This is a genomic window from Adlercreutzia sp. CNCM I-6215, assembly GCF_977072315.1.
On record NZ_CDRVMA010000001.1, the window covers coordinates 266,702 to 291,369 of the forward strand.

Annotated in this window: 19 protein-coding genes and 1 tRNA gene; 17 read left to right on the plus strand and 3 right to left on the minus strand. The window is 66.0% G+C overall.

Translation table 11 applies throughout. The features are described 5' to 3' along the window. Positions 1 to 27: 27 nt before the first annotated feature. The 10 genes from ACW4LP_RS01085 (at position 28) to ACW4LP_RS01130 (ending at position 11,490) form a co-directional block, all read left to right on the plus strand. On the plus strand, positions 28 to 936 hold the full coding sequence (locus ACW4LP_RS01085; protein WP_302223931.1) for a TatD family hydrolase: 909 nt from the start codon (positions 28 to 30) through the stop codon (positions 934 to 936). Continuing rightward, positions 929 to 1,846, plus strand: a complete 918-nt coding sequence (locus ACW4LP_RS01090; RefSeq protein WP_451917886.1) for a flavodoxin family protein — start codon at positions 929 to 931, stop codon at positions 1,844 to 1,846. The genes ACW4LP_RS01085 and ACW4LP_RS01090 overlap by 8 nt, the downstream gene beginning before the upstream one ends. Then, positions 1,830 to 2,999 (plus strand): ribosomal RNA small subunit methyltransferase A, encoded by a 1,170-nt coding sequence (locus ACW4LP_RS01095; RefSeq protein ID WP_241520657.1) that lies wholly within the window; start codon positions 1,830 to 1,832, stop codon positions 2,997 to 2,999. Before ACW4LP_RS01090 ends, ACW4LP_RS01095 begins: the two co-directional genes overlap by 17 nt. Before the next feature lie 46 nt (positions 3,000 to 3,045). Further along, positions 3,046 to 3,906, plus strand: a complete 861-nt coding sequence (locus ACW4LP_RS01100) for a hypothetical protein (RefSeq protein ID WP_147272677.1) — start codon at positions 3,046 to 3,048, stop codon at positions 3,904 to 3,906. 2 nt (positions 3,907 to 3,908) lie between these two features. Continuing rightward, positions 3,909 to 4,538 (plus strand): helix-turn-helix domain-containing protein, encoded by a 630-nt coding sequence (locus ACW4LP_RS01105; RefSeq protein ID WP_302233558.1) that lies wholly within the window; start codon positions 3,909 to 3,911, stop codon positions 4,536 to 4,538. Between the two features lie 45 nt (positions 4,539 to 4,583). Next, positions 4,584 to 6,128: a cellulase family glycosylhydrolase gene (locus ACW4LP_RS01110; protein ID WP_417177453.1), complete on the plus strand. Its 1,545-nt coding sequence runs from the start codon at positions 4,584 to 4,586 to the stop codon at positions 6,126 to 6,128. A 105-nt stretch (positions 6,129 to 6,233) separates the two neighbouring features. Beyond that, positions 6,234 to 6,830, plus strand: coding sequence for a GNAT family N-acetyltransferase (locus ACW4LP_RS01115; protein WP_417177452.1), 597 nt, complete (start codon positions 6,234 to 6,236; stop codon positions 6,828 to 6,830). A 181-nt stretch (positions 6,831 to 7,011) separates the two neighbouring features. Then, on the plus strand, positions 7,012 to 9,054 hold the full coding sequence (locus ACW4LP_RS01120) for a RecQ family ATP-dependent DNA helicase (protein WP_455803387.1): 2,043 nt from the start codon (positions 7,012 to 7,014) through the stop codon (positions 9,052 to 9,054). A gap of 253 nt (positions 9,055 to 9,307) precedes the next feature. After that, positions 9,308 to 10,510, plus strand: coding sequence for an NADP-dependent isocitrate dehydrogenase (locus ACW4LP_RS01125; protein ID WP_302233562.1), 1,203 nt, complete (start codon positions 9,308 to 9,310; stop codon positions 10,508 to 10,510). A gap of 275 nt (positions 10,511 to 10,785) precedes the next feature. Then, positions 10,786 to 11,490 (plus strand): peptidylprolyl isomerase, encoded by a 705-nt coding sequence (locus ACW4LP_RS01130; RefSeq protein ID WP_302233563.1) that lies wholly within the window; start codon positions 10,786 to 10,788, stop codon positions 11,488 to 11,490. 232 nt (positions 11,491 to 11,722) lie between these two features. Here the strand turns inward: ACW4LP_RS01130 and ACW4LP_RS01135 are convergent, their stop codons facing one another. Next, positions 11,723 to 13,282: a LuxR C-terminal-related transcriptional regulator gene (locus ACW4LP_RS01135; RefSeq protein ID WP_302233564.1), complete on the minus strand. Its 1,560-nt coding sequence runs from the start codon at positions 13,280 to 13,282 to the stop codon at positions 11,723 to 11,725. Between the two features lie 591 nt (positions 13,283 to 13,873). On the opposite strand from ACW4LP_RS01135, the gene ACW4LP_RS01140 reads away from it, so the two are divergent. Next, a complete protein-coding gene (locus tag ACW4LP_RS01140; protein WP_302233565.1) occupies positions 13,874 to 15,550 on the plus strand; it encodes an FAD-dependent oxidoreductase in 1,677 nt (558 codons plus the stop codon). A gap of 183 nt (positions 15,551 to 15,733) precedes the next feature. After that, positions 15,734 to 16,414, plus strand: a complete 681-nt coding sequence (locus tag ACW4LP_RS01145; RefSeq protein WP_302233566.1) for a cytochrome c3 family protein — start codon at positions 15,734 to 15,736, stop codon at positions 16,412 to 16,414. 427 nt (positions 16,415 to 16,841) lie between these two features. On the opposite strand, the gene ACW4LP_RS01150 is transcribed toward ACW4LP_RS01145, so the two are convergent. Further along, positions 16,842 to 17,831 (minus strand): C-terminal binding protein, encoded by a 990-nt coding sequence (locus tag ACW4LP_RS01150; protein WP_418133720.1) that lies wholly within the window; start codon positions 17,829 to 17,831, stop codon positions 16,842 to 16,844. A gap of 348 nt (positions 17,832 to 18,179) precedes the next feature. On the opposite strand from ACW4LP_RS01150, the gene ACW4LP_RS01155 reads away from it, so the two are divergent. From ACW4LP_RS01155 to ACW4LP_RS01165, 3 genes are all read left to right on the plus strand, one after another. After that, positions 18,180 to 18,506, plus strand: coding sequence for a Veg family protein (locus tag ACW4LP_RS01155; RefSeq protein ID WP_173113948.1), 327 nt, complete (start codon positions 18,180 to 18,182; stop codon positions 18,504 to 18,506). A gap of 68 nt (positions 18,507 to 18,574) precedes the next feature. After that, positions 18,575 to 18,650: transfer RNA gene (locus tag ACW4LP_RS01160), tRNA-Ala, on the plus strand. A gap of 236 nt (positions 18,651 to 18,886) precedes the next feature. Further along, complete coding sequence (locus ACW4LP_RS01165) at positions 18,887 to 19,516, plus strand: 5-formyltetrahydrofolate cyclo-ligase (protein ID WP_417175622.1); 630 nt, start codon at positions 18,887 to 18,889, stop codon at positions 19,514 to 19,516. 221 nt (positions 19,517 to 19,737) lie between these two features. Here the strand turns inward: ACW4LP_RS01165 and pdxR are convergent, their stop codons facing one another. Next, positions 19,738 to 21,129, minus strand: coding sequence for a MocR-like pyridoxine biosynthesis transcription factor PdxR (gene pdxR / locus ACW4LP_RS01170; protein ID WP_417177601.1), 1,392 nt, complete (start codon positions 21,127 to 21,129; stop codon positions 19,738 to 19,740). A gap of 318 nt (positions 21,130 to 21,447) precedes the next feature. Between pdxR and ACW4LP_RS01175 the strand changes: the two genes are divergently transcribed. Further along, positions 21,448 to 22,074 (plus strand): 4Fe-4S dicluster domain-containing protein, encoded by a 627-nt coding sequence (locus ACW4LP_RS01175; RefSeq protein ID WP_302384625.1) that lies wholly within the window; start codon positions 21,448 to 21,450, stop codon positions 22,072 to 22,074. A gap of 53 nt (positions 22,075 to 22,127) precedes the next feature. Further along, positions 22,128 to 24,668 (plus strand): molybdopterin-dependent oxidoreductase, encoded by a 2,541-nt coding sequence (locus tag ACW4LP_RS01180; RefSeq protein WP_417177603.1) that lies wholly within the window; start codon positions 22,128 to 22,130, stop codon positions 24,666 to 24,668.

A 24,668-nucleotide genomic window follows, 5' to 3' on the forward strand; every position in this document is an offset into this window, starting at 1 on the left:
AAGCGCAAAGGGGGGAAGTGGCGTGTGATGCCCTCGCCGGTGCTGGAAGGCCCGGTGGCCGACACCCATGCGCATCTGCAGATGCTGGCCGATCCGGCCTGCGAGTTGGCCCGCGGCGGTGCTCACGGCGTCGCCTTCGTGGAGACCATCGTCGATCCGGCCGAGGACGGCTTCGCCACCTTCGACGTCCTGCCTCTCTGGCTCATGGAGGCCGCTCGCGATCTGAAGGTCATGGAAGAAGAGGACGATGGCACGGCCGGCATTGTCGCCGCTCCGGCGGTGCCCCACGTGCGCATCGCGGCCGGCGTGCACCCGCACAACGCCAAGGAGTGGGCGCCGGAGCTTAAGGCCGCCCTGCGCGAGCGTTTGCGCGACCGCCGCGTGAGCGCGGTGGGGGAGATCGGGCTCGACTACCACTACGACCTGTCGCCGCGCGATGTGCAGCGCGAGATCTTCCGCGCTCAGATTCGCCTGGCCAAGGAAGCGGGACTGCCCATCGCGCTGCATATGCGCGAGGCTCACGACGACGGCTTCGCCATTCTGGAAGAGGAGGGCTTTCCCGAGGCGGGAACGCTTCTGCACTGCTTCAACCTGGATGCCGCTGAGGTGGCGCGTTGGGTGGAGGCCGGCTGCTACATCGCCTTCGGGGGCCCGCTTACCTTCAAGCGCGCCGACGAGGTGCGCGAGGCCGCCAAGCTGGTACCGGCCGATCGCCTGCTCACCGAGACGGACTCGCCCTACATGACCCCCGAGCCTCTGCGCGGCACCGATTGCGGCCCCGCCCACACCATCTACACCGCCGACGTGCTCTGCGAAGTCCGCGGCGCCACGACGCCCGAGGCCCGTGCCGCCCTGCTCGCCCAGCTCTACGAGAACGCACAGCGCCTCCTCAACCGCAAGCCCACCCCGTGGCAGAAAGGCAGCAGCAATGCATAGAGTGATTTTGCACGGGTCGTGTCGGGCCGATGGGCGCAGTGCCGCGCTGGCCGACGAGCTGTTCAATGCCTGCATCGAGGAGTGCCCGGAGGACGGGGTGTCCATCGTGTCGGTGTCGTCCACCGAGGTGCGGCCGTGTATCGGCTGCGATGAGTGCCGCGCCGTCGCCGAGGAGCCCATCCACGTGTTCGAGGAGGGCGATCCGCTGCTGCCTCAAGAGACGGTGGCGGAATCCGGTGCTCTGTTCCACCATTGCGTCATTGACGATGACATGAACGAGGTGCGCAAGCACCTGGATGCGGCCGATGAGCTCATCGTGGTGTGCCCGGTGTACTTCGCCAGCGTGCCGGCTCAGATGAAGGCGCTGCTCGACCGCCTGCAGCCCTACTACTTCACCGACCTGCGCACGCGGCCCAAGCGCCCTGCGGTCATCCACGTGGTAGGAGTCGGCGGCGATCCCCACGGCTTCGAGCCGCTCATCGGCACGGTGCGCTCGGCGCTGTCCGTGGCCGGCTTTGCCGTAGAGCTCGTGCTCGACTGGGTGGGGAAGATTCGCGCTGACGGCGAGATCACGGCCGACGCCGAGGAGTACCCGCTGCCCCCCGTGGGCGGCTTCGGCGCCCTGGGCCTCGACTTCGATGACGACTATGAGGTTGTGGAAGTGGAGGGCGTGGAAGAAATCGAGGAAGTCGAAGAGGAGGAGGACAACGACGGGACGACCGAAGCTGCCGAGCACCGCCCGAAGGATCGCGCGAAGCTGTCCGTAAGCCAGAAGGCGCCCGCCCCTAAGCAGGATGCCCCGAAGTCGGGCTCCCGCGGCCCGCGCAAGTCCTCCGGCAAGGGCGGCGGCCCGGCCTACGGGAAGAAGAACACCAAGAAGAAGGGCAACGGCCGTGGCGGCCACCGATAGCTATGCCGGCGGCGACGGGCGCCTGTCGCCGCTCTCTACGCCGAGTGCCACCCGCGCGGTGCTCGAGGCCCACGGCATCGGCACCAAGTACACGCTCGGCCAGAACTTTCTCGTGAACGACGACGTGCTGAAGAAGATCATCGCCCTGGCCGAGGTGGACGAGGCCGACCGCGTTTTGGAAGTGGGCCCCGGCATCGGCACGCTCACCATCGCGCTCCTGAAGCACGCCGCCAGCGTCGTCGCCATCGAGCGCGACCCCGACCTGCCCGCCGTCCTCGCCGACACCCTGCACCCCTGGCGCGAGAAGTTCGCTCTCATAGAAAAGGACGCCCTTGACGTAACCGGGGATGACATTGTTGCGGCTATGGCCGAGATCGGCGCAGACACGGGGTGCCTTGACCGAGCGAGTTCCGCAGCGAACGAAACAGCCCAGTGGGCTGTTTCGCAGAGCGAGGACTGTCTGAGCGAATCAAGGTACCGCGTGGCTGTGCCTCAGGAGGAGCTTCAGCCGAGTCTTCCCAGCAAGCTGGTCGCGAACCTTCCCTACGCCGTGGCCGCCACCGTCGTGCTCGACTACTTCGAATCCTTCCTCTTCTTGGACTCCGCCACCATCATGGTGCAGAAGGAGGTGGCCGACCGCATGGCGGCCGCCGTGGGCACGAAGAACTACGGCGCTTACACCGTGAAGCTCGGCTTGCACGCCGAGCCGGCCGGCCGCTTTCCCGTGGGCCCGGGCAACTTTTTCCCGCCGCCCCGGGTCGATTCCGCCGTCATCCGCCTGAACCGTCGCGTGCCGCTCATGGCCGATGGGGCACCTGCCACGCCGGAGGTCATCGCTGCTGCGGCTCTCATAGCCGACGCCGCCTTCGCCAACCGCCGCAAGACCATCGCCAACTCCTGCAAGACCTACTTCTCCGGCCGCGGCTCGCTCTTGCTGGGAGCCTCGGGTTCGTCGGCTGGGCTAAGGGCCGTGGATGGCGCCCTGTCTGGTGGTGTTGGGGGCGCCTTCGTCCTCGACGGAGCCGACATCGTCGATCACCTTCCCGCCATCTTCGATGCCGCCGCCATCGACCCCCGCCGCCGCGGCGAAACCCTGACCCAGCAGGAATTCCTCGCCCTCGGCGCTGCACTGCTGAAAGAGGCGACCGTCTGATCTCTTTCTGTGATATGATGCAAAAATCATATTGAAGGGAGGGGTTATGGACGATCTGGTTGCGGAGCTGCAGGATTTCCGCCACCTGCGCTGGGACGAGCGCACGACAACCTCGGGAACGAGCGGCACCTTCCCGAAGGCGCGGGCCGGCGAGGGGAGGGCGCGCCGCTACTACAAGCTCTCCTGCTACGACAGCTACCGGGGCATTTACGGCCATGAGTGTGTCAATGAGCTTCTGGCCGGCCGCGTGATGGAGCACCTGGGCATTCCCCATGCACGCTATCGGCTCATCCACGGGCTCGTGGTCATCGACGGCGAAGAGCGCGAGACGTGGCTCAACGAGTCGCCGAGCTTCCGCGCGCCCGACGAGCGCAAGATGGCCTTCGATTTATTCTACGACTTGAACCGGCGCCCCGGGGAGTCGCCGTTCGACCTTGCGCGGCGCTACGGTTGGGGCCCGCAGGTGGCGGCCCTCATCATTGCTGATTATCTCATCGCCAATCGGGATCGCCACGGCGCAAACATAGAGGTGATACGCAGCCCCGAAGGCTCGGTGCGCCTCGCGCCGCTGTTCGATAGCGGCTTGTCCTTCGTGTTCTCTTGCTACGGGGATGAGGAGCGCGTGCGCGCCTTCGACCCCTTAAGCGACGTGAACGCCAACAATTACCTGGGGACGCGCTCGTTGGAAGAGAACTTGCGCTTCGTGGGCGAGCTGGTGGAGACGCCCCTGCCAATGCCGCCTCTCGGCGAGGGGCGCATACGGGCCTTGACCGATGGCATCGGCCACGCGGTATCCGATGCCCATGTTGCGAAGATGCGCGAGATGCTTGCACGGCGCTGGGAGCATCTGCTCGCGGGGGGCATCGTCGTCGAGAGCCGGTCGGACGGCCTGTCGAGGGAGGGGTAGTCGTGTTCGCCTTCGACATCATCGACGGCCGCGCCCGCAATGCCGTTCCCTGCGGCCGTCTCTTCTACGACGCCGAACGCGACGAATGGGGCATCCAGATAGCGGAGGGCGCAGGCCCCGAAGAGGTGCCGTTCCTTTTCTCCTCGTTCGTCGAAAGGGGGGAGCGCGCGATAGGGCCTGCGTGGGCGCGTCGCTGGGTGGCCGAGCGCGTGGTGCCTCCGGGACGGCAGAACCTGGGAGAGGTCTTGAGGGCGAATGGCCTCCGGGAATACAGCGAGTTCGCCCTGCTCGCTATTGGGAAGGGGGCCTGTTCGCAGGATTATTTCGTGCTGCGCGGGCCGTTTCCCGTCGATGACGATGGCGAGATACTGGACGACCGGCGCCAGTTGCGCCAGTCCATCGGGCGCGCGGTGGCCGAGGCGCGCCGCGAGCAGGGTATGACGCAGAAACAGCTGGCCGAGAGGGCCCTGGTGGATCAGGCCGTCGTCAGCCGCGTGGAGCGAGGTCGCGCCAACATCACCTCCGATCTTCTGGCGGATGTGGCCTGCGCCTTGGGAATGTGTGTGGAAGTGACGCTGGCGCCGGCGGCGGTGTACAATGGCGAGCCTGACGAAGGACGATCGGGCCTCTAGGTCCTGGAAGTGAGCGGGCCGATAGGCCCTGGAAGCGAGGGTGCCATGGGAAAGACGGCGGGACGGGCAAGGTTCGCGCGCATCGGCATCGCGGTGGCGGTGCTCGTGGCGCTGGCGGGCGTCGGCGTGGCCCTGGCCATGACGGTGGGCGGCTTGGCCCCGGCCGGGGGCTCGAATGCCCTGGTGGTGGAAGAGCCCGCGAGCCGTCCCCAGGACACCTTGGAGGCAGAGCCGGCGGCCCCGGCCGATGCCGCCGCGGGAGAGGCCCCGTCCGAGGAGGCCGCGCCCCCCGCGCCCACCCCTTCCACGACCGGCGCGCTTAAAGTCGTCGGCGCCCAGCTCACCGATGCCTCCGGCGAGCCGGTGCAGCTGCGCGGCGTCTCCACCCACGGTCTGGCCTGGTACCCGCAGTACGTGAACCAGGAGTTCTTCACCGAGCTGCGCGACGTGTGGGGCGCCAACGTTGTGCGCCTGGCCACCTACTCGGCGGAAGAGGGCGGCTACGCCACGGAGACGGGCGACCGCACGGCGCTGAACGACCTGGTGGTGCGCGGCGTCCAGTACGCCCAGGCCGCCGACTTGTACGCGGTGGTCGACTGGCACACCCTGTCGGATGCGAACCCCGCCACGAACCAGTGGGCCGCCGAGGAGTTCTTCCGTTCCGTGTCCGGCGCCCTGGGGGACGCGGACAACGTCATCTACGAGATCTGCAACGAGCCCAACGGCGGCACCACGTGGGCTGATATCAAGGCCTACGCTGAGGCGATCATCCCCATCATTCGCGCCAACGACCCGGACGCGGTCATCGTCGTGGGCACGCCCACCTGGTCCCAGGATCTCGCCGCCGCGGCGGCCGACCCGCTGCCCGACGCCAACGTCATGTACGCGCTGCACTTCTACGCCGCCACTCATGAAGATGACCTGCGCCGTGCGCTTTCCACGGCGGTGGCCGGCGGCCTGCCCGTGTTCGTGACCGAGTTCGGCATTTGCGAGGCAAGCGGTGCCGGCGAGATCGACTACGCTTCGGCGAACCTGTGGGTACGCCTCATGAACGAGCTGGACGTGAGTTACATCTGCTGGAACCTGTCGAATAAGGACGAGACGGCGGCCCTGTTCAAGCCCGGCTGCGCGAAGACCTCCGGCTTCACCCTGGACGACCTCACTGACGAGGGCCTATGGCTCGTCGACACCCTGAAGAGCCCCGGCTTTTCCCGCGAGGAGGTGGCGCTGGCCCGGGCCGAGGTGAAGGACAACAGCGCCGGAGCCCAGATGCTCGTCTCCGCCGACGACACCCTGCAGTGGACCTTCCAGGTGGCCGACCGTTGGGAGGAGGGCGGCCGCACCTTCTTCCGCTACGAGATGGCCGGCTCGAACTACAGCGCCGGCGTGAAGAGCTGGTCGGTCGTGGTGCCCTTCAACGGCGAGGTGACCTTGGAGGACGCGTGGAACTGCAAGGCTTCGGCCTCAGGCACGCGGCTCACTGTCGCCAACGGCGCCCACAACGGGAACGTTCCCGCCGGCGGTTTTGTGCGCGACGTAGGCTTCATCGTGAGCGGCCCGGCGGATCTGGCCGTGGTGGAGTACGAGTAGCGCGCGGCTTCCCCTCCGCTCGCCAGTTCGCCTTTTGACGGCGATGGGTGCGAGCATACAATAGTTGTCACGGCGTCACGCAGGCGATTCAAAGGAGGTTCGGTTGTGCGCACGGTAAGACTGGCGACGGAGGCAGACGCGGCAGGCATTCTGGCCGTGTACGCGCCCTATATCCGCGATACGGCGGTCACGTTCGAAACTGAGACCCCCTCGTTGGACGCCTTCCGCTGTCGCATGGCCTCTATCATCGGCGACTATCCCTATCTGGTGGTGGAAGAGGACGGCTCCATCGTCGGGTTCGCCTACGCGCACCGGCTGGGGGAGTGCGCCGCCTATGCGTGGAACGCCGAGCTGTCCATCTACTTCGCGCCGGGCTGCACCTCCCGAGGATGGGGCAGCGTGCTGTTCTGGGCGCTCATCGACCTTCTGGCCCTGCAGGGCGTGCGCAACGCCTACAGCCTCATCACCGTGCCCAACGAGGCGAGTCTGGCCTTGCATGAGAAGTTGGGCTTTGCGCTCATGGGCATTCAGAAGGAGGCCGGCTACAAGCTGGGCGCCTGGCACGATGTGGCGTGGCTGCGCATGGCCATCGGCGACTTCTCAGCGGCTCCCGAACCCCGCGTGCCGCTTTCCGCCATGGATCCCGATCAGGTGGCCGAGGTGCTCACCGCTGCTGAGGACGCGCTGGCGCGGTTGGGGTAGCGGTGCTGCGTGTCGGCGCGATTCGGCTGAGGCGGACGCAATGGCGACGCCGCAGCGGTCGGTGTGGGAAAGCGCCGGGAACCGATGACGGTTTTGGGACGGCTTTGCCGCGACCACGGCAGAGCCGATACCCGCTATACTGGCTTGCAAAAGACGAGGCGACCGAAGGCGGGGAACGTTCATGGATCAGAAGATGGAGCAGGCACGGGCTGTGCTGGCGAGCCGTTTCGGCTACGACGCGTTCCGTCCGGGGCAGGAGGCAGTGGTCTCGGCGCTCCTTTCCGGTCGCGATGTGCTGGCAGTCATGCCCACCGGTGCCGGCAAGTCGGTGTGCTACCAGGTGCCGGCCGTCGTCATGGAGGGCATGGCGCTCGTCGTGAGCCCGCTCGTGTCGCTCATGGCCGACCAGGTTCGGGCCGTGCAGGAAGCGGGCATCCGCGGGGCGTACCTGAATTCCACGCTGGCGCCCGGACAGCAGGCCGAGGTGCTGCGCCGGGCGGCCGAGGGCGCCTACGACCTCATGTACGTGGCTCCCGAGCGCCTGGCCGATCCGCGCTTCGCCGAGTTCGCCCGTACGGCGCGGCTCGCGCTGATCGCCGTGGACGAGGCCCACTGCGTGTCCCAATGGGGTCAGGACTTCCGCCCCTCGTACCTCTCCATCGGCCAGTTCATCGCTGAGCTGCCCGTCCGCCCTCCCGTGGCGGCGCTCACGGCCACGGCCACCGATCTGGTGCGCCGCGACATCGTGCGCCTTCTGGGCCTGCGCGACGCGGCCTGTACGGTCACGGGCTTCGACCGGCCCAACCTGCGTTTCGCGGTGGAGCGGCGCGAGCCCAAGCAGAAGCTGGCGCGCCTGGATGCCTTCATCGACGAGCGACGGGCCGAGTCGGGCATCGTCTACTGCGCCAAGCGGGCGACGGTGGAGGAGGTGTGCGACCACTTGCGCGAGCGCGGCATCGCGGCCACCCGCTACCACGCGGGGCTCACCGCCGAGGAGCGCGAGCGCAACCAGCGGGCCTTCGTGAACGATACGGCCCCGGTCATGGTGGCCACCAACGCCTTCGGCATGGGCATCGACAAGTCCAACGTCAGCTACGTGGTGCACTACAACATGCCCGGGTCGGTGGAGGCCTACTACCAGGAGGCCGGCCGCGCCGGGCGCGACGGAAGCCCGGCCGAATGCCTGCTTCTGTGGTGCGACGGCGACATCGCCACGGGCCGTTTCTTCATCGAGCAGGAATCGACCCACGAGGGGCTCACGGCCGAGGAGGCCGAGGTGGTGCGCGCGAGCCGCCGCCGCATGTTGGAGTCCATGGTCGGCTACTGCTACACCACCGGCTGCTTGCGCTCTTATATCCTCCGCTACTTCGGGGAGGATGCTCGGGATGGGGCTCTTCCGTCGCAGGGAGGGGCGACCGAGGTCGCCCCCTACGGTGGGGCGGGTGCCGGTGGCGCAAACCTGCTTGACGGTGCTGCCTGCGCCCCAGACTCCCGCGATGGCCATGCCGCCTGCGACCCCACCCTCCGTAGGGGCGGATCTTGGTCCGCCCTCCCGACCGAGGAAAATTCTGCAAGCTCGTCGGCGAAGCGGTGCTGCTCGAACTGCGACGGGGAATTCGAGGCCGTGGACGTCACCGCCGAGGCTCGCGCCATCATGCGCTGCGTGCAGGCTCTGCGCGGCCGCTTCGGCAAGACGACGGTGGTGGACGTGCTGCGCGGCGCCGACACCGAGAATCTGCGCCAGTGGGGCCTGGTGAACCTGCCGGTCTACGGCACCTCCGAGGCTCGGCGCGCCCTGCTCATGGAGGTGGTGGAACTTTTGGCTGCCGACGGGTATCTCGCCATCACCGAGGGGAAGTTCCCGCTTGTGGGCTTCGGCCCCCGCTACCGTGAGGCCGCTGAGCCCGATTTTGCGCTGCGCATCAAGCAGACGCCGAAGGTGCGCAAGGGGAGCGCGGCCAAACCGCCGAAGGCTGCCCGTCCTGGCGCCGCCGATCTCTTCGAGCGTTTGCGCGCCCTGCGTCTGCGCCTGGCCCAGGAGGCCGCCGTGCCGCCCTACGTCATCTTCCACGACGCCACCCTAGCCGCTATGGCCGCCGCCCGCCCCGCCACGGAAGAGGAGCTGCTAGCCCTCCCCGGCGTCGGCGAGAAAAAACTCGCCACCTACGGTAAAGCGTTCCTGGAAGAGATTGCGTCTGTCCCCGAAGCAACCGAAGTTGAGTAGGCTCGGAGGGGCCGAGGGGGCCCGCGCGCAGGTTGCGCAGCGACTGGAACAGCCCAGTGGGCTGTTCCACAAAGCGAGCCATTGCTTGAGCACGGGTTCCCTCGGCCCCTCCGAGCCGGACAGCTTCCTTCTCCTTTCCTGCTTCCCATGCTTCAATTCCCCGTTACAACCTTGTTTCTAGGCGAATTGCGGGGCGAGTTGCTCACATTTCGCGGTAGCATGGTCGCAACCGATTTCTGTCGTAAGGAGCACCATGACCAAGATTCAAATGACCACGCCGCTTGTGGAGATGGACGGCGATGAGATGACCCGCATCATCTGGCAGATGATCAAAGACGAGCTGATCTGCCCCTTCGTGGACTTGAAGACCGAGTACTACGATTTGGGCCTGGAGAACCGCAACGCTACCGACGATATGGTCACCATCGAGTCCGCCGAGGCCACCAAGCGTTTGGGCGTGGCCGTGAAGTGCGCCACCATTACGCCGAACGCCGCTCGGGTGGAGGAGTACGACCTGAAGCAGATGTGGAAGAGCCCCAACGGCACCATCCGCGCGATGCTCGACGGCACGGTGTTCCGCACCCCCATCATTGTGAAAGGCATCGAGCCCTGCGTGCGCAACTGGACGCGCCCCATCACCATCGCCCGCCATGCCTACGGCGATGTGTACAAGAACGCCGAGATCCGCGTGCCCGGCCCCGGCAAGGTGGAGCTTGTGTACACCGGCGACGACGGCACGGAGATCCGCGAGCTGGTGCACGAGTACGACGGCGCCGGCGTGGCCCAGGGCATGCACAACCTGGACGCCTCCATCGCGAGTTTCGCCATGAGCTGCTTCGAGTTCGCCCTGGACACCAAGCAGGACCTGTGGTTCGCCACCAAGGACACCATCTCCAAGAAGTACGACCACCGCTTCAAGGACATCTTCCAGGAGATCTACGACGATAAGTACGCGGCCCGCTTCGAGGAGGCCGGCATCGAGTACTTCTACACGCTCATCGACGACGCCGTGGCCCGGGTCATGAAGGCCGAGGGCGGCTTCATCTGGGCCTGCAAGAACTACGACGGCGACGTGATGAGCGACATGGTGTCGAGCGCCTTCGGGTCGCTGGCCATGATGACCTCGGTGCTCGTGAGCCCGGCGGGCGTCTACGAGTACGAGGCGGCTCACGGCACGGTGCAGCGTCACTACTACAAGCACCTGGAGGGCAAGGAGACCTCCACGAACTCCGTAGCCACCATCTTCGCCTGGTCCGGCGCCCTGCGCAAGCGCGGCGAATTGGACGAGCTGCCCGACCTCGTGGCTTTCGCCGACCGCTTGGAAGCGGCTACCCTGGCCACCATTGAGGCCGGCGAGATGACCGGCGACCTCGCCCGCATCACGACGCTGCCGAACCCCGTGACCCTTTCCACGGGCGAGTTCATCGGCGCCATCGCCAAGCGCCTCGCCGCCTAGGTAACTTCGGCTGCTCGCTGCAGATTTCGCGCCGCCTCATTCCCTTTCGGCCCGACCGCTTCCAGCCCGCGGTCGGGCCTTCTCGGTTCTTGAGAACTCGAGTTGCGGCCTCTTTGCAGCAAAATAGGATGCTCCATCGGACGCGCATACGCCCCGCCTGTCTTAAGATGGGAGGGCTTTTTATTAGAAGTTGCGAGCGCGGCGTCTGAGAGGCGCGGCGTTCGGATGGGCGCGGCGCCGAGGCGGGTGCGCTCTTGCAGGGAAGGAGAGCGTTTATGGCACGCATCGAACTGGAAATATACACCCCGGGCTATAAGCCCAACGGCCGCGAAGTCGCCGTCATTGAAACATCGCGTGGCATCGTTCGCGCGGAGCTATTCGGATGCGAGGCTCCCGTCACCGTGGGCAACTTCATCGAGCTGGCCGCGAAGGGCTTTTACGATAGTCTGAAGTTCCACGCGAAGAAGCCCGGATCGGTGGTGCTCGGCGGCTGTCCCACCACGCGCACCATGGGACCGGCCCAGGTGCTCGCCGCCGCTCAAGGGGCCATTCGCGGGATGCATCCGGGCACGGGGGACGCGCGCTACACCATCATCGACGAGTGGGAGGACAACCCGCGAAACGCCCATCGGCTCGGCAGCCTGTGCATGGCTCATAAGTCCGCGCCCAACTCCGGCAGCTGCCAGTTCTATTTCTCGCTGGACGAACAGCCCGAGTTCGACGATAAGTACACGGTGTTCGGCCAGGCGACGGAAGGGCTCGAGGTGATCGAGCAGCTGGCCATCGGCGACGCCATCAAGGGCATCGTCATCGAGGGAGCCGACGAGGAGGCCCTGGCCGCGGCCATCGCGCGGGAAACGCCGCGCCCTCCCACGCCCCAGGAGGCCCTGGCCGCCATCGAGCGCGAGCGGGCGGAGCGCGCCGCCGCCCAGGCAGCTGCTGCCAAGGCCGCAGTCGAGGCTGCGGAGGTCGCGGAGTAGCCACGGACAGCAGAAGCCCCCAAAATCCGTTGTCGCGCGGAATTCAGGGGGCTTCTGGTCAAAAAACTCGTAAGGTGGCAAATTATAGTGCCCTTTTCGGCGATTCTCCCTGTCGAGCAGGCCTTAAACGCTCGAAACTTCTCTCCAACTCGGGAGAAGTTCTCCCTGTGATCCTGATAGGCTGCCGCTTTACGCGTTTTTTGACCAGACGATTGCCGAATTCCGCGCGCCCTTAGCTTTCGTGGTTCTCCACCAAATCGATGAGCTCCTGCTGCTTGTGCACGTCCAGCTTGCGGTAGATGTTCTCGATATGGGTACGGGCTGTGCCCTGGGCGATGTGCAAATCGCGAGCGATGATGGCCAGCGTGCGTCCGTAGGCCAGAAGCACGATGACCTCGCTCTCGCGCGGAGTGAGCCCGAAGTCGCGGGCCACGGCGGCGCAGTGCCGCTCAATGCGATCCGCCGTGGAGGCACCTTCGGCTTGATTGCTCGACGCGGCACCGTCTCCTGCCTCCGATTCGCCGAGAACGCCGCTTTCGGTCGCGCGCGCTGCCCCGCGTTCCGCGTGCCCTTCGCGGCGGGAAAGCTGCGCCACAGTTCCCTCGGGCAGGACGAGGAACGCTACGATCACCAGGCACAGGATGGCGGCCATGGCCACGACGTTGGCTTGCACGTTTCCGCTGGACACCAGGGTGTCTAAGATGTGGCTCGCCGCATTGCCGAGCGCCATGCCGCAGAACATGAAAGCCACGCCCAGTCCGAAGATGTACAGGGCGTTCTCGTTGCGGCGCCGGGAGGCGTCGACGAACAGCACCCACGTGAGGATGTCGAAGAACTCGTAGCCCACGTTGATGATGAGCAGCGAAATGGCGGCGTGGCTGTCAAACAACAGGGCGATGGCCACATAACCCGCCACCATGATGGGGAGAGACAGACGGTAGATGAGGGTGGGGTTGAACCGCTCTCCCGCCTTCGCCACGATGGCGATGAAGGCCGCGCCTACCACGACGAGGGCGAAGATCGGACTGCCGCCGAGGAACGCCAAGGGATCCACGCCGCGGTTCATGGTGTCGAACATGCGGCAGAGCAGCGAGAACGTCATGATAGAGAACATGAGCTTGCCCACGCCGAGGGGTACGCGGCTGCCGGCCCTGAAGCCTGTCGGTTGCGCCCTCGCCGCCTCGGCAGGTTCCGCGACCGCGCTCTGAGGCGCGCTGTCCCGCGAGGAGTCGAGATCGCTCTTGCCGACCAGTTCGCGCCAGGGGTGCCCGGTGCGATCCGCATGGAAGACGAGCAGACCGAAGGACAGAAGCGGCACGACGATGAACCCCATGAAGCTCGTCTGGCTCGCCGAGAGCGCGGCCACGCTTGCCGTGACGATGGCGGCCGCCGGGGAGGCGAAGGCGGCGAACTGCACCGAGTGGTGCGAGAAGCGATCGCCCCAAAGCACCTGCAATGGCCCCGCGCCGATGCCGCCGACCACAAAGCCGCATGCCATGAGCAGCTCGCTGTTGGCTCGTATCGCCAAGGGGATAAGGATGCCGCTGGCCAGAAGCGCGAAGGGCGTTATTCGGAAGAGCAGCCGGCGCATGAGGGCGATCGTGTTTCCTCCCGCGCGGCAGACGAGGGCCACAACGGCCGCGCACAGCGCCCCGCTGGCGAGGTAGATCCAACGAGTCGGGGAGGCGGCGGGAAAGACGAGCGGCGCTCCCAGGCAGAAGACGATCCAGGCGCGGCACAGGCCGAATCCCAGCACGACGATGAGGAAGTTCAGGAGGGCGGAATCCGTCACTGTGGCGCGTGCTGAACGTTCCGCGTCCGGGGCGTCGCCCTGTCCTGCGCCCCGGACGCCTCTCGACCCCTTCTCGGCCGCCGCGCCGTCGCCACTTGTTGCGGGCTCCGCTCCATCACCCTGTCCGAGGTGCGGAGCTTTTCTCTCTTCGGTTGCGTTTTCGATAGGTTCGCGCGCATGCGTGGTTGCTGACACGGGCTTCCCCTCCCCAGGCTGTGCCTCTGTGCGATGCCGATTATTCTAGCCGATTCGTCCACATAGAGCTTCAAATCATAGCCTATCAGGGGATTTGCGCCTATCGGATTGATAATCCTAGATGCGTTGATCTGGGAAAACGTCTTTGCTCTACGAAAGATTCTTTTCGAAAATCCGACGGATGCTCAGATGCGCGGGCGAGCGGTTCTGCGTAATCTTGGGTCTTGCAAACGCGGATGAGAGCCGCAAGGGGAGGGGCCCGCCAAGGGAGCGGGCGGCCTTCGAGAGTGTTTTCTGGAAGCTTCGCGAGTTCGCTGAAACGCGAAATCCCAGGGAGCGCGAAGCCTCTCGGGGGACCCTTGGGCGTCCGCACGACATGAGGAGGAAGGATCTTTCATGAAGAAAGACGAACAACTCGGCGTGTCCCGTCGCTCGTTTCTGAAGGGCGCGGGCCTGGCCGCAGCGGCCATGGCGGGCACGGCGGCGCTGGCCGGCTGCGCGAATGAAAGCGCGGGCGGCGCCGACACCCTCGCCAACACCGGCGACTGGCTGCCCCAGACCTGGGACTACGAGTGCGACCTGCTCGTCATCGGCTACGGCGGCGCGGGCATGTGGGCGTCGCTCATCGGCGCCGACGAGTGCGGCCAGCAGGTGCTCGTGCTGGAGAAGGCTCCCGAGCGCGGTGGCGGAAACAGCTCCATCAACAACGGCGAGTGGACCATCGTGGAGGAGTCCGAGAAGGAGCGCTTCAAGGACTACATCCGCGCCTTCACTAAGGGCAAGACCCCGGACGCCATGATCGAGGCCTGGGTCGAGGAGTGCGCCCGCAACACCGAGTACGCCGACAAGTACGGCATGACCTACGAGGTGGTGGAGCAGGCGCTGGCCGGTGCCATCCCCGAGTACTTCTTCCTGGACGACAACGCCTACGAGGGCTCCTGCAAGCTGTCCTCGGTCGACGGCTTCGGCATGCTGTCCTTCCACGAGCTGGATGCCCAGCGCGAGGCCTTGGGCGTGGAGGTACTGTTCGACTGCCATGACGAGCGTCTCATCCAGAATCCCCAGACCAAGGAGATCGTGGGCGCCTACACCATGATCGGCAACGAGGAGAAGACGGTGAAGGCCCGCAAGGCCGTCATCATGACGCTGGGCGGTTTCGAGTTCAACGAGGAGCTGAAGAACCAGTACCTCAAGTGCTCTCCCTTCAAGTTCGAGGGCTGGTGCTTCAACACCGGCGACGGTATCAAGATGGTCGAGGACGTGGGGGCGAAGCTGTGGCACATGGACATGGCCATCTCCATGTACTCCATGTGGACCCGCGACCCGGAGTACGACTTCTCCATCCTGTACTTCATGCCCGGCTTCAGCTACTTCAACGTGAACCGTCTGGGCAAGCGTTTCGTGAACGAGAACAACATGGGCTCGCCGCACAACGGCTGGCACACGCTGCTGTCCTTCGACGACTCCATCGCCGACTTCGACCGCATTCCCTCCTGGGGCATCTTCGACCAGAGCTGCTTCGACGCCGGCAAGCTGTCCACCAGCCAGGGCGACTTCTTCGAGTGCGGCAACTTCGCCAGCGACCTGCCCGACTCCGTGCGCGATTGGGATGGCTGGAGCCAGGACAACAAGGCCGAGCTGGAGCGCGGCTGGATCCTCACCGGCGTCACCATCGAGGAGCTGGGTCAGAAGATCAAGGAGTTCGATCCGCTGATGGATGTGGACACCCTGAAGGCCACCTTCGAGGAGTACCAGGGCTTCGCCGCCGCCGGCAAGGACGCGCGCTTCGACCGCGCCGCCGAGACCATGGTGCCGCTTGATGCCGGCCCCTACTACGCAGTGTCCATCTACCCCGGCTCCTGCTCCACTCTGGGCGGTCCTATGAAGAACGAGAACGCCCAGGTGCTCGATCCGGCGCAGAACCCCATCCCGCGCCTGTACGCGGCCGGCTGCTTCGGCAACTTCCAGAGCCACACCTACGGCATCACCGGCGGCAACAACGCCGAGAACCAGGTGTGGGGCCGCATCGCCGCCCGCTATGCCTCCGGTCTGGAGAACTGGGACGCCGAGTAGCGCTGCGGATCCATCGGCCACGGCCGTCCGCGCCCGGGCGGCCGGCCTTCGGCCGATACGCGAGGAAAACGGCCGGCTTTCGGCCGATAGGTGAGTAAGACGGCCGTCCCGTGCGAGAAGGCGCAGGACGGCCGCCTCCCTGCGAGCGGCGCCGAGCCGTGCGCGAGATGAGAGGAGAATCCCATGGAATGTGAAGTGAAGCGGGGCCATCGCCGTCTCGTATTCGCGGCGGTCTGCCTGGCCATGCTCGCCGTGGCGGCCCTGACGGCGACGCTTCTGGGCTGCTCGCCGAGCCAGCCTACGGCCGACACCGGGTCGGGTGCCGCCGCCGAGCAGAACGTCGGCGAGGCGTCCAGTGACGATGCAGCGGCGGGCCAGCCGGTGAACTGGACGATGGAGTCCGACTGCGTCACCTGCCATACCGCCGAGGCCGCCTCAGCGACCGATTCCGCCTGCCCCCAGGGCACAGCCCACGAGGCCCAGGGCGTGACCTGCGTCACCTGCCACACTGACGAGGCCGTGCTCTCCCAGGCCCACGACGGGGTGGCCATGGGCGACAAGCCGGCCACCAAGCCTTCGGTCGTCACGGTGGACGAGGCCACCTGCATCGCCTGCCACGGCGAGCTGTCCGAGATGGCGGCACTGACGGCTGACTCTACGGCGCTGACCGACGACAAGGGCACGACGGTGAATCCGCACGAGCGCCCGGCCGGCGAGAAACACGACGAGAACCCGACCACCTGTACCGATTGCCACAACAACCATTCGAAGGACTTGCCCAAGGACGCCATGAAGTACTGCGCCCAGTGCCACCACCGCGGCACCTTCGAGTGCGGCACCTGCCACGAGCTGCGCGAGCGGTAGGCGGTTCGCAGCCATCGCGATCGCTTCCCGACGGCCGCGGTGGCGAGCGGCTTCGCCGTGGCCGTTCGCCAGTGAGTAGCGCCTGCAACGTCCGCCCGCCAGTGAGTGGCACCTGCAGCGTCCGGCCGCCAACGAGCATTTCCCGCGCCAGGGCGGCACTCCCTCCCGTCTCCCCGGCTTCTCTTCCAGCCCGACCGCGTCCAGCCTGCGGCCGGGCTCTTCTGTATGCAGAAAGCTCCGCCCATATTGGCGCATTCTGCCGGAATTGGTGCATGGCCATTCCCCACGTGGCGCGAAAATGCGGAATTGGTGCATGGCCATTCCCCACGTGGCGCGAAATGGCCCCTATTTGCCTATTCTGAACATAATGAGCGGACGAAAGCGGGGCGCGTATGCACCAATTCCGCATTTTCGCGCCAGAATCCTCTTACTTCGCCAACGCGGCGGGCAGCGCCTCGGGGTTCACGCAGTTCTCGGGGGCGCGGCCAAGCACTACGTCGATGGCGTTTTGGGTGCAGCGACGCCGCAGCTCGACGGCGGACTCCTCGGACCAATAGGCGGCGTGCGAGGTGAGCACGGTGTGGGGCGCGTGCATGATGGGGGCGTCCGGCGAGACCGGCTCGTGCTCGAACACGTCGATGCCGGCGCCCCAGAGCTTGCCCGCGCAAAGAGCGGCGGCCACGGCGTCGTTGTCGATGACCGCGCCACGGGAGGTGTTCACCACGATGGCGTCGTCCTTCATAAGCTTCAGGTTGTCGGCGTTCAGCAGATGATGGGTGGCCGGCACGAGCGCCGTGTGGAAGCTGACCACATCGGCGGTCTTCAGCAGGTCTTCTAAGGTCACGTAGGGAAAGTCCTCGGGCGTGAGGCGCCCCGGCGTGCCCTTGTGGTCCCACACCACGACGTTGAACCCGAGTCCGCGCGCCTTCCGGGCCACCGCGCGTCCAATGTTGCCGTAGCCCACGACGCCGAAGGCGCGCCCGTGCGCCTGGCCCAGAGGACGGCGGCGATGGAAGTCCCAGATGCCGGCGCGCATGTCGGCATCGATCTCATTGATGCGTCGCAGGCACGCGAGCGCAAGAGCGATGGCGTGATCGCTCACCACTTCCGTGCCGTAGGCGGGCACATTGCACACGGCGCACCCGTCGGCCGTGGCCGCCGTCACGTCGATGTTGTCCACGCCGGTGCCGGTCTTGCTGACCACCTTCAGCTGGGGGAGAGCCTGGAACACCTCGGCGGTGAAGCGCCCGTAGGAGGTGATGGCCCCGTCGGCCCCGCGCAAATGCTCGATGATCTCGGCAGGCGTGCGGTTGCGGGCGTCGTCGAAGCTCTTGAACTGGATGCCGGCGGCCTCCACCATCTTCCGCTCGAAGTCGCAATCGCCGAAATCGAAGTCCGCCATCACGATGAGTGCCATGAAATACCTCCCGAAGCGCTTGTTCTCTGGGCAAGCGCCATTGTAGCGGTGCGACAGGCGGTTGCGCCTTCGAACCTGAGCCTCTTCACTGAACGGTAATCCCGTCGCGGCCTTCTAGGGGGCATTAAATTGCAGACGCAGGCAAGGTCGGTAAGCAAATGGTGCGGTCGCACAGGCTGGGGTCTATTCCTCCGTCACTTGTCTTGCGCACCGACTCAGAGGGTAAGTGCGACGGTGCTCCGCTAAAGGCTGTCGCACTTCCCGCGACCGAAAAAAGTTGCGGGGGTTGACAATCGTGGTATGATATGGGGCTGTACTTGTACCGCCAACATGTGAGGAAGTTAGTCAATGGATTTGGCCAAGCAGGCAAAGATCGTCGATGGCATTCATGATACCTTGAATGATTTCGTCGGTCAACGATTGAAAGTGCGCGCCAACATGGGCCGCTCGAAGATCGTCGAGAGCGAAGGCGTGCTCACCCAGGTTCACCCGCAGCTGTTCATCATGGAGGTCGACCGCAAGCGCGGCCGCACCGCTCGTCAATCCTATCAGTACGTCGACGTGCTCACCGGTATGGTGGAGCTGTCCCAGAACGGCGAGCCGCTGTTCGCGCCGTTCGTGGATGAGTCCATGGAGCTGGTGGACTACTCGCTGGAAGAACGTGTGGTCTCTTAAATCGCGCGGTTGACAACCGCTTCGAAATCGGGCAAACTATTGCCTTGCGCGAAAGCGCACACCTTCGTGGGGATGTAGCTCAGCTGGGAGAGCATCACGTTCGCAACGTGGGGGTCGTGGGTTCGAATCCCATCATCTCCACCACGGAAATGACGCGGGCCTCGGGAGACCGGGGCCCGCTTTGTTTTGCTGCCTCCGTAGGGGGCGACCTCGGTCGCCCCTTGTCGGGAGCGGTAGTGGGTTGCAGTTGGGAGGGCGGCGCAAGCACCGTCCCCTACGGAAAAGGCTCCTCCTCCGTAGGGGCGACCTTGGTCGCCCCTTGTCGATGGCGATGGGTTCCAACGGAGAGGGCCACGGGAAGCGAGCGGAAGGAGATGCCAATGATCGCACCCACAGATAAGGCGAGCAAAGCGCTGATGCGGGCGCAGTTCAAAGCGGTGCGCGAGGGGCTGTCTGTGGGGGAGCGGTGCGCCATCGATGAGGCGATTGCGCGGAATGTGGCGGCGCTGCCGGAGTTCGCGGCGGCCGACGGGGTATTCACCTACCTGAGCTTCGGCGCGGAGGTGGATACGCGCGAGCTCATTCAGCGCGCGTGGGAGGCGGGGAAAACCGTGTGCCTGCCGCGCGTTGTTCCGAGCACGCGCGAGATGCGCTGGTATGCAGTGGAATCTTTCGACGGCCTTGTGCGCAGCTCCTTCGGCGTGGAAGAACCCCCTGACGACCCCTCTCGTGAAGTGCGCCCCGCCGTCTTCGCCTGTCCCGTGGCCCTCGTGCCCGGCCTCGCCTTCGACCGCGAAGGCTTCCGCTTGGGCTACGGCGGCGGCTTCTACGACACCTTCCTACCTGCTTTCCCCGGCACCTCCATCGGTCTCATCCGCGCCTGCCAGCTGGTAGACCGGCTTAGCGTGCGCGACATCCATGATGCACCCGTCAATATCGTTGCGTTAGAGCAAGGCAGTGCATACGTTGCGAAACCGGCAGAAAGGGCTGTTCTCGGACGTTGGTCGTAGCACGAGGCGCCTTTTTGCCGCAATCGCAGAAGAACTCCGACAAAAAGACGCCTCGTGCTACGGCTGATGGGTCCAAAGCGGACAAAAACCCGTAGCACGACATGGGTTTTTGCCAAAACGAAGTAACACGAGGGGGCATAATGCCCAAATCGGTGGAGATGTTTGGCGAAAAGGCGTCTCGTGCTATGGGTGGCGGCTGAAACCACAGCAGCTATCGTTGCCTACCCGAACCACGCTCGCGCTAGGGCGGCGATGCCGGGGCGGATGTCCACCTCGGCGATGGAGGAGAATCCCACGAGCACGACGCCCTCGGCGGCGCGGGCGGGGTTGGCCCAGTACTTCTTGGTGGGATACACCGCCACATCGGCGGCGGCAGCGGCGGCCACGAGCTCGTCCTGGCTGCGCCCGTCGCGCACGCGCACGAGCAGGTGCAGCCCCGTGCCGCATTCCAGCACGTCTACCTTGCCGCCCATATATTCGCGCAGCGCCGCCGTGAGCGCGTCGTACTTGCGGCGGTTTCTCGTCTGCACGCGACGCAGGTGGCGGCCCCACGAGCCGTCGGTCATGAAGCGCGCGAGCACTTGCTGGTTGAGCCAGGGCACCGGCGAGTATGAGCTGGCGAAGGCCTCGCGCCACCGCTTAAGGAGGGGTGTGGGCAGCACGAGGTAGTTCATGCGCAGGGCGGGGGAGAGCGATTTCGAGAACGTGCCCATGTAGATGACGCGGCCCCGGTCGTCCATGGAGGCCAAAGGCGCCAGCGAGCGCTCCCGGTAGCGGAAGTCGCGGCAGTAGTCGTCCTCTAGGATGTAGGCGTCGGCGTCCTCGGCCCACGCGAGCACGCGCTCGCGCACATCGGTCGGCATGATGCGGCAGGTGGGGAACTGGCTCGAGGGGGTGAGGTAGGCCAGCCGCGCCCCCGAGGACTCGAGGTCGGAGAGGAACACGCGGACGTCGTCGGTCACCCGGCAGGGCTTGATGGCGAAGCGCGCCCGTTCGATGACCGAGCGCACGCCGTCGTAGCCGGGGTCTTCCATGGCCACGGTGTCCCGGGCGGCATCGAAGAGGGTCAGTAGGTTCTGAACGCTGGTCTGCGTGCCGCCCTGCACGACGATTTGCTCGGGGGTGCAATCGATGTCGCGCTGCGTGACCAGCCGCCACGCAATGGCCGCGCGCAGGCTCTCCTCCCCGAAAGGGTCGTTGTAGGCGTCGCAGCCGGCGGCTTCCACCGACAGCAAGATGTCGTCGGTGATGGCCCGCCAGGCGGCGGCGGGGAAGGTGCCGGGCTCCAGGTTGCCGTAGGTGAAGTCGTAGCGGGCTTTGCGCCGGGGGCCTCCCAGCAGCACGGCGCAGGAGGGTGCCGAGGCATCCGGCTGCAGGTAGGTCACGTTCTGCGCGACGTACCCGCTGCCGGGGCGGCTCGCCACGTAGCCTTCCTGCACGAGCAGATGGTAGGCCTGCTCGACGGTGTTGCGCGCGCAGCCCAGATCGGCCGCCAGCCCTCGGATGGAGGGGAGGCGCGAGCCGGTGGGGTAGGTGCCGCTCTCGATGCCTTCCCGCAGCTGGGCTTCCAGCTGGCGGTAGAAGGGGGTGTCGCTGTGCTCGTCCAAGTGCATGGGGCCTCCCGGTTGCGAATCGCCTCTTGGCGTGATCGCGAGCATTCTGATTTGCTCAGACGGTTCTTCATTTCCTGACTCAACAGCTTAGCAAATGTGAAAGCCCCATGGAGGCGTCCCCATCCGGGTTTTTCAACCGTCCCCATGAAATAACGGGCAACTGTCCCTTCGCGATGGGGACGGTTGCCGTCTAGACTGTGCGCCGAAACAATCCGGTTCGAAAAAGCGTCTCATGAGCGTCGGCGAGACGGCTGCGGAAAGGATGCCGCAGCGCGCTGTCCGCGCGACGGACGTGCGAACAGAAGAGGGGGTTCGGCTATGCGTTTGACGGGAATCGCCGCTTTGGCCGCTGCGGGCGTCTTCGCGGCGAGCGCGGTCGCCTCCGCCGCGCCATCGCCCCTACCCTTGCTGCGGCCGCCCGGAGCCGGTGCGCCCGAGCACTTCGCCGCGCGCTGCGTGCGCTGCGGGCGCTGTCTCGAGGCGTGCCCCTATCAGGCCATTCACGCGGCTCCGCTGAACGCGGGGCGCGAGGCTTCCACCCCTTATGTGAACGCCCGGGCCCAGGCCTGCCGCTTGTGCGTGGAATTTCCCTGCGCGGCAGTCTGCCCCACGGGCGCTTTGGAGGTGCCTGCCGAGCGCCGCGGTGCCGGTATGGGTGTGGCCGTTATCAACGAGGACACCTGCCTGTCGTTTCAGGGCATGCGCTGCGAGGTGTGCTACCGCGCCTGCCCGCTCATCGACGAGGCTATCACCATCGACTACCGGCCGCGCGAGGGCGACGACATCCACGCGGTGTTCGCGCCCCAAGTGGTGTCGGATGTGTGCCCGGGGTGCGGCCTGTGCGAGCAGCGCTGTCCGGTGAGCGACCCCGCGCCCGCCATCGTGGTGGTGCCCGCGGGCGCTCAAGAGGAAACCTACGTGGCCCGCCGCAACGGCGCGGCCTAGCAGATACGCGAAGGCGGGGCGATACGGCGCCCACGCCGAAAGGGAGGAACAACATGGAATTGACTCGACGCACCTTCGTTAAGAGCACCGCCGTGGCCCTTGCCTCGGCGGCTGCGGCCGGCACCATGGCCGGCTGCTCGTCGCTCGCCGGTACCGGGGCTGACGCGGCCGCATCGGGCGGCGACTCCGTGAAGACCGTGGGCGTGTGCCGCTTCTGCGGCTGCGGCTGCGGCGTCATCGTGGAGGCCAAGGACGGCAAGGTGATCTCGGTCACGGGCGACCCGGAGAACGGCTCGAGCCGGGGCCTCAACTGCGTGAAGGGCTACTATTTGGCCGGCGCGCTGTACGGCGAGGACCGCCTCACCACGCCGCTCATTCGCGACGACAAGTCCACCAAGGGCACGCCCGATGGCCTGCGCGAGGCCACCTGGGACGAGGCCCTCGATCTGGTAGCGGGCAAGCTGCGCGACACGTGGAAGGCCGACAAGAGCCGCCTGGCCTTCTGGGGAAGCGGCCAACAGCCCATCGTGGAGGGCTACTGCACGGCGAAGTTCTGGAAGGCGGGTCTGCTTTCCAACAACATCGATCCCAACGCGCGCCTGTGCATGGCCTCGGCTGTCGTGGGCTTCATGAACGTCTTCCAGACCGACGAGCCGGCCGGCTGCTACGCCGACATCGACGAGACCGACGTCTTCGTCACCTGGGGCGCCAACATGGCCGAGGCCCATCCCATGCTGTACTCGCGCCTGACGGCCCGCAAGCTCGCCGATGCTAACGTGCGCCACTACGATGTGACCACCATGACCACGCGCACCTCGGCCTCGGCCGACAAGGTGCTCACCTTCCGTCCGGGCAGCGATATTGCCATCGCCAACGCCATCGCGAACTACCTCATCGTGAACGACAAGTACGACCACGACTTCGTGGCCGACCACGTGCAGTTCAAGCAGGGCACCGAGAACATCGGCAACGCCACCGACGATGGCTACGACAAAAGCGACATCGGCCAGGCCGTCGATAACGTGGAACCCATCACGTTCGAGGCCTTCGCTGCTCGCCTTGCTCCCTACACCCTGGAATACGCCTCCGAGCTCTCCGGCGTGCCGGCCGAGGACATCCAGGAGCTGGCCGAGGTGTTCGCCGACAAGAGCCGGCGGGTGCTCTCGCTTTGGACCATGGGCGTGAACCAGCACAACCGCGGCACCTGGATGAACCACTGCATCTACAACATCCACCTGCTGACCGGCCGTTACGCCCTGCCCGGCGACGGCGCCTTCTCGCTCACCGGCCAGCCCACGGCCTGTGGAACGGCCCGCGAGGTGGGCACCTTCTCGCACCGCCTTCCCGCCGATCTGGTGGTGAAGAACCCGGATCACCGCCGCTACACCGAGGCCATTTGGGATTTGCCCAACGGCTATCTGGATGCCATCGAAACCCCCGGCTACCACACGGTGAAGATGTTCCGCGAGCTTTCCAAGGGCGGGATCGATTTCCTGTGGAGCGCCCACAACAACTGGGCCGTTTCCATGCCCAACCTCACCCGCTTCCTCGGGCGCGGCGACCTTAAGGGTATCAACGACGCCTTCATCTGCGTGTCCGAGGTGTACCCGACGCTGTCCTGCCAGTACGCCGATGTGGTGCTGCCGGCGGCCATGTGGGTCGAGCGCGAGGGCGCCTTCGGCAACGGCGAGCGCCGCACGGCCGTGTTCGAGAAGGCCGTGGACGCGCCCGGCGAGGCGAAGTGGGACCTCTGGATGCTCATGGAAGTGGCCAAACGCGTGCTTGCCGGCGAGCAGATCGGCGGCGAGGACGCCTTCGACCACCTGTTCGGCGCCTGGTACGATGCCGATGCGGCTGCTTTCAAGGGCACCGACCGCGAGGTGTGCTCAAGCATCTGGGAGGAGTACCGCACCTTCAGCAACCCGAGCCTGAACCCGGATGCCGAGGCCATCAACGCCGAGGCGAAGCTGAAGATGGAGGCTAAGCAGCTGGCCCCCTACGAGGAGTACATCCACAACCACGGTCTCACCTGGCCCGTGCGCGAGGTGGACGGGAAGTGGCTGCCGACGCTCTGGCGCTTCTGCGACGGCCCCCAGGAGGACGGCTTCGATGAGTACGGCGTGGAAACCTACGGCGAGCACGACAAGGCCGGCGGCGTGAGCTTCTACAAGTCCGCCGACAAGAAGCCCTCGGCAGTGTTCCGCCCCTACGAGCCGCCGGCGGAGGAGCCGAGCGACGAGTACCCGTTCTGGTTCTGCACGGGGCGTCTGCTGGAGCACTGGCACACCGGATCGATGACCCGCCGCGTGCCCGAGCTCAACCGCGCGCTGCCCGAGGCGCTGCTGGACATGAACCCGGCCGACTGCGAGAAGCTGGGCGTGACCGACGGCGATCGCGTGCGCCTCACCTCACGCTTCGGCACCTGCGACATCACGGTATCGACGGCCGGACGCACCCGCCCGCCCGCGGGCATGGTGTTCGCGCCGTTCTTCGCGGAGGAGACGCTCATCAACCTGGTGGTGCAGGACACCTACTGCCCGCTTTCGAAAGAGCCCGATTTCAAGAAGACCTGCGTTTCCATCGAGAAGATTTAA